This is a genomic window from Pseudokineococcus marinus (assembly GCF_013004605.1).
Lineage (GTDB): Bacteria > Actinomycetota > Actinomycetes > Actinomycetales > Quadrisphaeraceae > Pseudokineococcus > Pseudokineococcus marinus.
Map to the genome: position 1 here is coordinate 1 of NZ_JABEMA010000144.1, position 7781 is coordinate 7781.

Below are 7781 nucleotides of genomic sequence, written 5' to 3' on the forward strand. Positions count from 1 at the left end.
CCACCGCCGCCCTCCCGCCCCCGGACGGAGGTGCCCGCGTGAGCGGCGCGCTGCGGGCGGCGCACGAGCTCGTCGTCCCCGCGCCGGGCGCCGCGGGCGGCGGGCTCGGGTCGGTCGTCGGCGCCGGTGGCGTCGTCGTCGACGTCCTCGTCGTCCTCCTGGCGCTCGTCTACGCGCTGTCGGGCTTCCGGCGCGGCCTCGTCGTCGGCCTGCTCTCGCTCGTGGGCTTCCTCGGCGGGGGCGCCGTCGCCGCAGCACTCCTCCCCGGCGCGCTGGCCGGGTGGGAGCCGCCCTGGCAGCGGGTCGTCCTCCTCCTCGGCGGCGTCCTCGTGGCCGCCCTGCTCGGGCAGGCGCTGCTCGTGGCGGTCGGGGCGAGGCTGCGCGACCTCGTGCCCTGGCGCCCCCTGCGGCTGCTCGACGGGCTGCTGGGCGCCGCGATGTCCGTCCTCCTCGTCGGGGCGCTCGTGTGGTTCGCCGCGGGCGCCCTGCGCACCGCGCCGGTCCCGACGGTCTCCGGGGCGGTGGAGGACAGCACCATCGCGTCCGCGCTCGAGCGCGCCGTGCCGGTGGAGGCGGGCACCGTCTTCGCCGAGCTGGGCTCGGCCCTCGACGCCGGCGGCTTCCCCCGCGTCTTCACGGGTGGGGAGGAGCCCATCGCGCCCGTCGACGCGCCGGACGCCGAGGCGGGCGCCGAGGCCGTCGCCGTCGCCGAGCGGGTCCGGGGGAGCGTCCTGAAGGTCACCGGCGTGGCCGAGGCCTGCGGTCGGGGCGTCGAGGGCAGCGGCTTCGTCGTCGCGCCCGGTCGGGTCGTCACCAACGCCCACGTCGTCGCGGGGGTCACGGCCCCCGCCGTCCAGGTGGGCGGCCAGGGGCCGCGCCTGCCCGCTGAGGTCGTCCTCTACGACCCCGAGCGCGACCTCGCGGTCCTGTCGGTGGACGAGCTGGCCGCGCCGGCCCTCCCGCTGGGGGAGGAGCTGGCGCCCGGGGACGCGGCGGCCGTCCTCGGCTTCCCCCTGGACGGGCCCTACGACGCCGAGGCGGCGCGCGTGCGCCAGGTCGTCACCGCTCTCGGCGAGGACGTCTACGGGCAGCCCGGGGTGACCCGCGAGGTCTACTCGCTGCGCGCCGACGTGCAGCCCGGCAACTCCGGTGGGCCCCTCGTCGACCTCGACGGGCGCGTCGTCGGCGTCGTCTTCGCCCGGTCCGTCGACGACCCGTCCACCGGCTACGCCCTGACGCTGCGCGAGTCCGCCGAGGTCCTCGACGCGGCCGCGGGCGCGGCGGCGCCGGTGAGCACCCAGGAGTGCGTCCCGGCCTGACCCGCCGGCCCTCCTCCAGCGAGCGGGCGACCCCGCCCGCGCCAGGGGCTAGGGACGGGGAGGAGGGGACGTGGTCGGGGGCGACGCCGCTCAGGTGGGGAGGTCCGCCAGCCACCGCAGGAGCTCGTCGGTCACCCGCTGCGGCGCCTCCTCGGCGAGGAAGTGGCCCACGCCGGGCACGACCTCGAGGCGGTGCTGCGCCGGGGCGCGCCGCGGTCGGGCGCTCGCGAGGGGCACCAGGCCGTCGAGCTCGCCGTGGAGCTGGAGCACCGGCACGTCCACCGGCCGCTCCAGCGCCGCCCGCAGGCGCCGCCCGTCGCGGCGCAGCGGCGAGCGGAGCTCCCAGCGGTGCCGCTCCACGGCGGCCCGGGCCGCCCACGGCGCGGCCATCGCCTCGGCGTAGCGGCGCGCCTCCGCCGGGCTCGGCCAGCCGGGGCCCGCCCAGCGGGCCAGCAGCTCGGGCACGAGGTCACCCTGCAGCCGGTGACCTCCCACGAGCCGCGTCTGCAGCCCCAGCGCGTGGCGGTGGCTCACGACGTGGCGGGGGGAGAGCGCCCGCAGGGCGGTGCTCGGCGGGGCGGGCGCCGACAGGGCGGCGACGGCGCGGGTCGTGGCGGGCTCGAGCGCCGGCATGGCCCACGCGACCGACCCGCCGAGGCCCTGGCCGACGACGACCGCCCGCGAGGCGCCCAGCGCGCGGACGACGCCCGCCACGTCGGACGACAGCGTGGGCGTGTCGTAGCCGCGCGGGGTCTTGTCGCTCGCGCCCGCCCCCCGCAGGTCCATCGCGGCGGTGCGGTGGCCCGCGGCGGCCAGCGCGACGAGCTGGTGGCGGAAGGCCCACCAGTGCTGGGGGAAGCCGTGGAGGAGGACGACGAGGTCGGCGCGGCCGGCCCTGCCCGTGGCGACCGGGCCGGGAGGCTCGCAGAGCGCCACGTGGAAGCGGGCGCCGCCGGCCGGCACGAGCCGGTGCTGCCAGGGGCCCGGGACGAGGACGGGGTCGGCGCCCGGCTCGGGCGCCGACCCGTCGTCGGTGGTGGGGAGGTGCGTCGTCAGCGGGTGCCCTTGAGCGCCTGCACCGAGCTCTTCGCCGTCGCGATGGTGCGCTCCGGCGCCTTGACCTTCGAGATGCGGCCCTTGCCCACGAGCGCCAGGACGCCGGCGAGGAGCACGAGCACCCCGCCCACGATCAAGAAGGACGCCCAGGTCGGCAGCACGAGGGCGAGCGCCAGCGCCCCGCCGACGAGCAGGAGCATGAGCGCGAAGAAGCCGAACAGAGCGGCGCCCGCGAACAGGCCCGCACCGATGCCGGCGGCCTTGGCGTCGTCGGCGAGCTCGGCCTTGGCGAGCGCCACCTCCGTCCTCACGAGGTCGGTCAGGTCGCGCTTGATGTCGACGACCAGCTGGCCCACGGTCTTGTCCTCTGCCACTGCGCTACTCCCGCTGCTCGTCGTGCCGCCGCGTGGTGCGGCGCTCGTGGTGGCCGCGGCCGGCGCGGGCTCTGCTCCGCCCAGGGGCGGTGCCCGGAGGCCTGCCCCGTGGGCCTGCCCGACGTCCGACCGCGGTGGCCACCGATCGGTCGGCGAGCCTACGCACGTGATCGCCCCCCCGCCCCTCGGGCGGGCGGCGCCCGGGCTTCGTCGTCCCGGGCTCGTCGTCCCGGGGCCGCCGCCCGCCCCCGGCCGACGACCGTGGCCGGTCGGCGAGGGGCGGGCGGTGGCCGAGCGGTGGGTCGGGGCCGGTCAGTCCTCCGTCGAGGTCCGCATCCCCGAGCGGATCGTGCTCATCACCGAGCTGTCGGCGAGCGTCGTCACGTCGCCCGTCTCGCGGCCCTCGGCGACGTCGCGCAGCAGCCGGCGCATGATCTTGCCCGAGCGGGTCTTGGGCAGCTCGGCCACGACGAGCACCTGCCGCGGCTTGGCGATGGGGCCGATCTCCCGGGCCACGTGGTTCCTCAGCTCGGCGACGAGGGCCTCGCCGTCCGCGGCGCCGGTGCCGTCGGCCCCGTCCGAGCGCAGGATGACGAAGGCGCAGACGGCCTGCCCCGTCGTGTCGTCCGCCGCTCCCACCACGGCGGCCTCGGCGACGCGGGGGTGGCTCACCAGCGCCGACTCGATCTCGGCGGTCGACAGGCGGTGGCCGGAGACGTTCATGACGTCGTCGACCCGCCCGAGCAGCCACACGTCGCCGTCCTCGTCGAGGCGCGCGCCGTCCCCGGCGAAGTACCGGCCGGGGAAGCGCGACCAGTACGTCTCGACGTAGCGGTCGTCGTCGCCCCAGATGCCGCGCAGCATCGAGGGCCAGGGCTCGGTCAGCACGAGGTAGCCGGAGCCGCCGGGGGCCACGGGCTCGCCCGCGTCGTCGACGACCGCCGCGCTGACGCCCGGGAGCGGGCGCTGCGCCGAGCCGGGCTTCGTCGTCGTGACGCCGGGCAGCGGCGAGATCATGATCGAGCCGGTCTCCGTCTGCCACCACGTGTCGACGACGGGGGTGCGGCCCGAGCCGACGTGCGTGCGGTACCAGGTCCACGCCTCGGGGTTGATGGGCTCGCCCACGCTGCCGAGCAGGCGCAGGCTCGACAGGTCGTGGCCCTCGAGGAGCTCCGCGCCCCACTTCATGAAGGTCCGCACCGTCGTCGGCGCCGTGTAGAGCAGCGTGACGCCGTAGCGCTCGACGAGCTCCCACCAGCGCTCGCGCGTCGGGGTGTCGGGCGTGCCCTCGTACATGACCTGCGTGACGCCGTTCGCCAGCGGCCCGTAGACGATGTAGCTGTGCCCGGTGACCCAGCCGATGTCGGCGGCGCACCAGTACACGTCGCTCTCCGGGTGCACGTCGAAGACGTTGCGGTGCGTGTAGGCGGCGCCGGTGAGGTAGCCGCCGCTCGTGTGGAGGATGCCCTTGGGCTTCCCCGTCGTCCCGGACGTGTAGAGGATGAAGAGCGGGTGCTCGGCCTCGAGCGCCGGGGCCTCGTGCTCCTCGCTCGCGCCGTCGACGACGTCGTCCCACCAGACGTCCCGGTCGTCGTCCCAGGCCACGTCCTGGCCGGTGCGGCGCACGACGAGGACCTTGCGGACGGACCCGCCGCCGCGGGCCGGGTCGCCGAGGGCCTCGTCGACGTTGGCCTTGAGCGCCGAGGCCGCCCCGCGGCGGTACCCGCCGTCGGCCGTCACGACGACGACCGCCTCCGCGTCGTCGACGCGGCTGCGCAGCGCGTCCGCGCTGAAGCCGCCGAAGACGACGCTGTGGGGCGCGCCGATGCGCGCGCACGCCAGCATGGCGACGACGGCCTCGGGGATCATCGGCAGGTACAGCGCCACGCGGTCGCCCTGGCGGACGCCGAGGGAGAGCAGGGCGTTGGCCGCCCGCCGCACCTCGCGGCCCAGCTCGGCGTAGGTGATGGTGCGCCGGTCGCCGGGCTCGCCCTCCCAGTGGATCGCCACCCGGTCGCCGTTTCCGGCGTCCACGTGCCGGTCGACGCAGTTGTGGGCGACGTTCAGCCGGCCGTCGCCGAACCAGCGGGCGAAGGGCGCGCGGCTCCAGTCCAGGACCTCGGTGGGCTCGGTCTCCCAGTCCAGCAGGGTGCGCGCCTGGTCGGCCCAGAAGGCCAGGCGGTCCTCCGCCGCCCGCTCGTAGAGCTCGGGCTGCGCCACGGCCTCGCGCGCGAGCTCCGGCGGCGGCGGGTAGGTCTCGGGGCGGCCCGCCCCCTGCGGGGCGTCGGGGGTGCTGGCGTCCTGCTGGTCGGCCATCGCCGTCCTTCCTCGAGCGTGCGTCGTCGTCACGGGTGCGGCCGCCGGCCCCCCGGGGAGGGGACCGGCGGCCGTGGCCTGGAGCTGCTGGACCTCAGTGCTGCACGGCCTTCTCCGATCCTGCCCCCGTGAAGGCCCGGACCTCCATCTGCGCGGCCTTCGCGTCGTGGTCGGCCTCGGGGCGGCTCGTCACGGTGCCCAGCCAGCCGAGGAGGAAGGCGAGCGGGATCGTGACGATGCCGGGGTTCTCCAGCGGGAACCACGAGAAGTCGACGCCGGTGTCCTTGATCATCGACGTGCTGGCGCCGGTGACCGGGTCGACGCGTCCGCTGACGACGGGGGAGAAGACGATGAGCACGATGGTGCTCACCAGGCCGCCGTACATGCTCCACAGCGCTCCGCGGGTCGTGAAGCGCCGCCAGAAGAGCGAGTAGAGGATCGTCGGCAGGTTGGCGCTGGCGGCGACGGCGAAGGCGAGGGCCACGAGGAAGGCCACGTTCTGGCCGATGGCCGCCATGCCGCCGAGGATCGCGACGACGCCGATGACGACGACCGTGCGGCGGGCGACCTTCAGCTCGCCGTCGGGGCTCACCGTCCCGTTCTTGAGGACGCTGGCGTAGACGTCGTGGGCGAAGGACGTCGCCGCCGTGATGGCGAGCCCGGCGACCACCGCCAGGATCGTCGCGAAGGCGACGGCCGCGATGAGCCCCAGCAGCACCGTCCCGCCGAGCTGGAAGGCGAGGAGCGGGGCTGCGGAGTTGACGCCGCCGGGGGCGGACAGGATGTCCTCCCGGCCCACCAGAGCCGCGGCGCCGTACCCGAGCACCAGGGTCAGCAGGTAGAAGATGCCGATGAGCCAGATGGCCCACACGACGCTGCGGCGGGCCTCCTTGCCGCTGGGCACGGTGTAGAAGCGCATGAGGACGTGCGGCAGGCCGGCCGTCCCCAGCACGAGCGCCAGCGAGAGCGACCCGAAGTCGAGGAGCGTCAGCGCGCTGGACCCGTAGCGCAGGCCCGGGCCGAGGAGCGCCTCGGGGTCGGCCAGCCCCTGCGCCGCGGAGGTGTCCACCGCCCCCTGGAGGAGGGCGGTGAGGCTGAAGCCGTAGCGGGCGAGGACCCACACGGTCATGACGACGGCGCCCGCGATGAGCAGGACGGCCTTGACCATCTGGACGTAGGTCGTGCCCTTCATGCCGCCGATGAGCACGTAGGCGATCATGATGACGCCCACGACGGCGACGACGACGTACTGCCCGGCCGTCCCCTCGATGCCGAGCAGGAGGGCCACGAGGCCGCCCGCGCCGGACATCTGCGCGATGAGGTAGAAGAAGCAGACGGCCAGCGTCGCCAGGGCCGCGGCCATCCGGACCGGGCGCTGGCGCAGGCGGAAGGACAGGACGTCCGCCATCGTGAAGCGGCCCGTGTTGCGCAGGAGCTCGGCGACGAGGAGCAGGGCCACGAGCCAGGCGACGAGGAAGCCGATGGAGTACAGGAAGCCGTCGTAGCCGTAGACGGCGATGGCGCCGGCGATGCCGAGGAAGCTCGCCGCCGAGAGGTAGTCGCCCGCGATGGCGAAGCCGTTCTGCGGCCCGGTGAAGCTGCGACCGCCCGCGTAGTAGTCGGCGGCGGTCCGCGTGCTGCGGCTCGCCCGCAGGACGATGGCGAGCGTCACGACGACGAAGACGACGAAGATCGCGATGTTGAGGACGGGAGAGCCGACGTCGAGGGTGCTGGGCGCGGACGCCAGCACGGCGGCGGCGCTCACGCGACACCCTCGATGCGCTCGCGGAGCGCGCTCGCCTCGGGGTCGAAGCGCTTGTCCGCCCAGGAGCGGTAGACCATCGTGATGGCGAAGGTCGACACGAACTGCCCGAGCCCCAGCAGGAGCCCGACGGTGATCGTGCTGCCGCCGACGCGCTGGGCCATGAAGTCCGGGGCGAGGGCGGCCAGGAGCACGTAGAGGGCGTACCAGGCCAGGAACGCCCCGGCCATGGGGAAGATGAAGCGCCGGAAGCGGCGCTGGAGGGCCGCGAACTCGGGGGACTCGCGCACCTCCTCGGCGGTGGCGAGACCGGGGGCGGCTGCCCCCGGGTCGGGCCGGTGCTGCGCGGGGTCGTGTCGTGGCACGTCGGGCCTCCTCGCGCCCGGCGTCGGTGCCGGGCGTGGCAGCCGGGCTCCACCAGCCCGGGACGAGCGGGAGCGTGCCACAGCGCCGTGTGTCCGGTGTGCACGTTCCCGCAGCCCGTCCCGGCGCGTCGCCGGCCGGCGGTGGCGGCCCGTCGTCCACAGGGCCCCAGCACGCCGGCGCCCACGGCCCTAGCGTCGCCGCCGGTCGAGCGGCCCGCCGGGTGCGGGCCGGGGCGGAGGGGCGCGGATGGGTGCGGCGGCGGTCGACACGGAGCAGATGGCGGTGGTGCGCGCGCGGCTCGAGCACGTCGCGGCGGACCTGGAGGCGGTCGCGGCGTCCGTGGTCGCCGCCCCCGCCCTGGCGCTCGGGGCGCGTCGGCTGATGGTCGCCCTCGAGCGCGCGCGGGAGGACTGGGCGCTGCACGCCGGAGCCCTGCGCCGCCTCGCCGACGTCGCGGCGCTCGACCTCGGCCGGGCCGCGGCGGCCTACGACGACTGCGAGCAGGAGGCGCTCACCACCGCCCGGGCCGCCGCGACGGGGGCGACGCCGGGGACCGCTCCCGCCCGGCTCGGACCGCCCGTCCCGGTG

The 7781-nt window shown here is 76.2% G+C and carries 6 protein-coding genes and 1 pseudogene; 2 read left to right on the forward strand and 5 right to left on the reverse strand.

The window, feature by feature from the left end:
- Positions 1 to 38 precede the first annotated feature (38 nt).
- Positions 39 to 1319 (forward strand): MarP family serine protease, encoded by a 1281-nt coding sequence (locus HLB09_RS10215; protein ID WP_212770873.1) that lies wholly within the window; start codon positions 39 to 41, stop codon positions 1317 to 1319.
- Positions 1320 to 1409: 90 nt separating this feature from the next.
- On the opposite strand, the gene HLB09_RS10220 is transcribed toward HLB09_RS10215, so the two are convergent.
- From HLB09_RS10220 to HLB09_RS19350, 5 genes are all read right to left on the reverse strand, one after another.
- On the reverse strand, positions 1410 to 2282 hold the full coding sequence (locus tag HLB09_RS10220) for an alpha/beta fold hydrolase (protein WP_322790121.1): 873 nt from the start codon (positions 2280 to 2282) through the stop codon (positions 1410 to 1412).
- Between the two features lie 89 nt (positions 2283 to 2371).
- Positions 2372 to 2731 carry a phage holin family protein gene (locus HLB09_RS10225; protein WP_171203277.1) on the reverse strand — a complete coding sequence of 120 codons (360 nt, stop codon included), beginning with the start codon at positions 2729 to 2731 and terminating at the stop codon, positions 2372 to 2374.
- A gap of 330 nt (positions 2732 to 3061) precedes the next feature.
- Positions 3062 to 5065, reverse strand: coding sequence for an acetate--CoA ligase (gene acs / locus HLB09_RS10230; RefSeq protein WP_171203278.1), 2004 nt, complete (start codon positions 5063 to 5065; stop codon positions 3062 to 3064).
- Between the two features lie 94 nt (positions 5066 to 5159).
- Positions 5160 to 6830: a solute symporter family protein gene (locus tag HLB09_RS10235; RefSeq protein ID WP_322790122.1), complete on the reverse strand. Its 1671-nt coding sequence runs from the start codon at positions 6828 to 6830 to the stop codon at positions 5160 to 5162.
- Positions 6827 to 7117, reverse strand: a complete 291-nt coding sequence (locus HLB09_RS19350) for a DUF485 domain-containing protein (protein ID WP_344554341.1) — start codon at positions 7115 to 7117, stop codon at positions 6827 to 6829. The genes HLB09_RS10235 and HLB09_RS19350 overlap by 4 nt, the downstream gene beginning before the upstream one ends.
- A 322-nt stretch (positions 7118 to 7439) precedes the next feature.
- Between HLB09_RS19350 and HLB09_RS10245 the strand changes: the two are divergent.
- Positions 7440 to 7781 (forward strand): annotated as a pseudogene (locus HLB09_RS10245) (hypothetical protein); the annotation flags it as partial.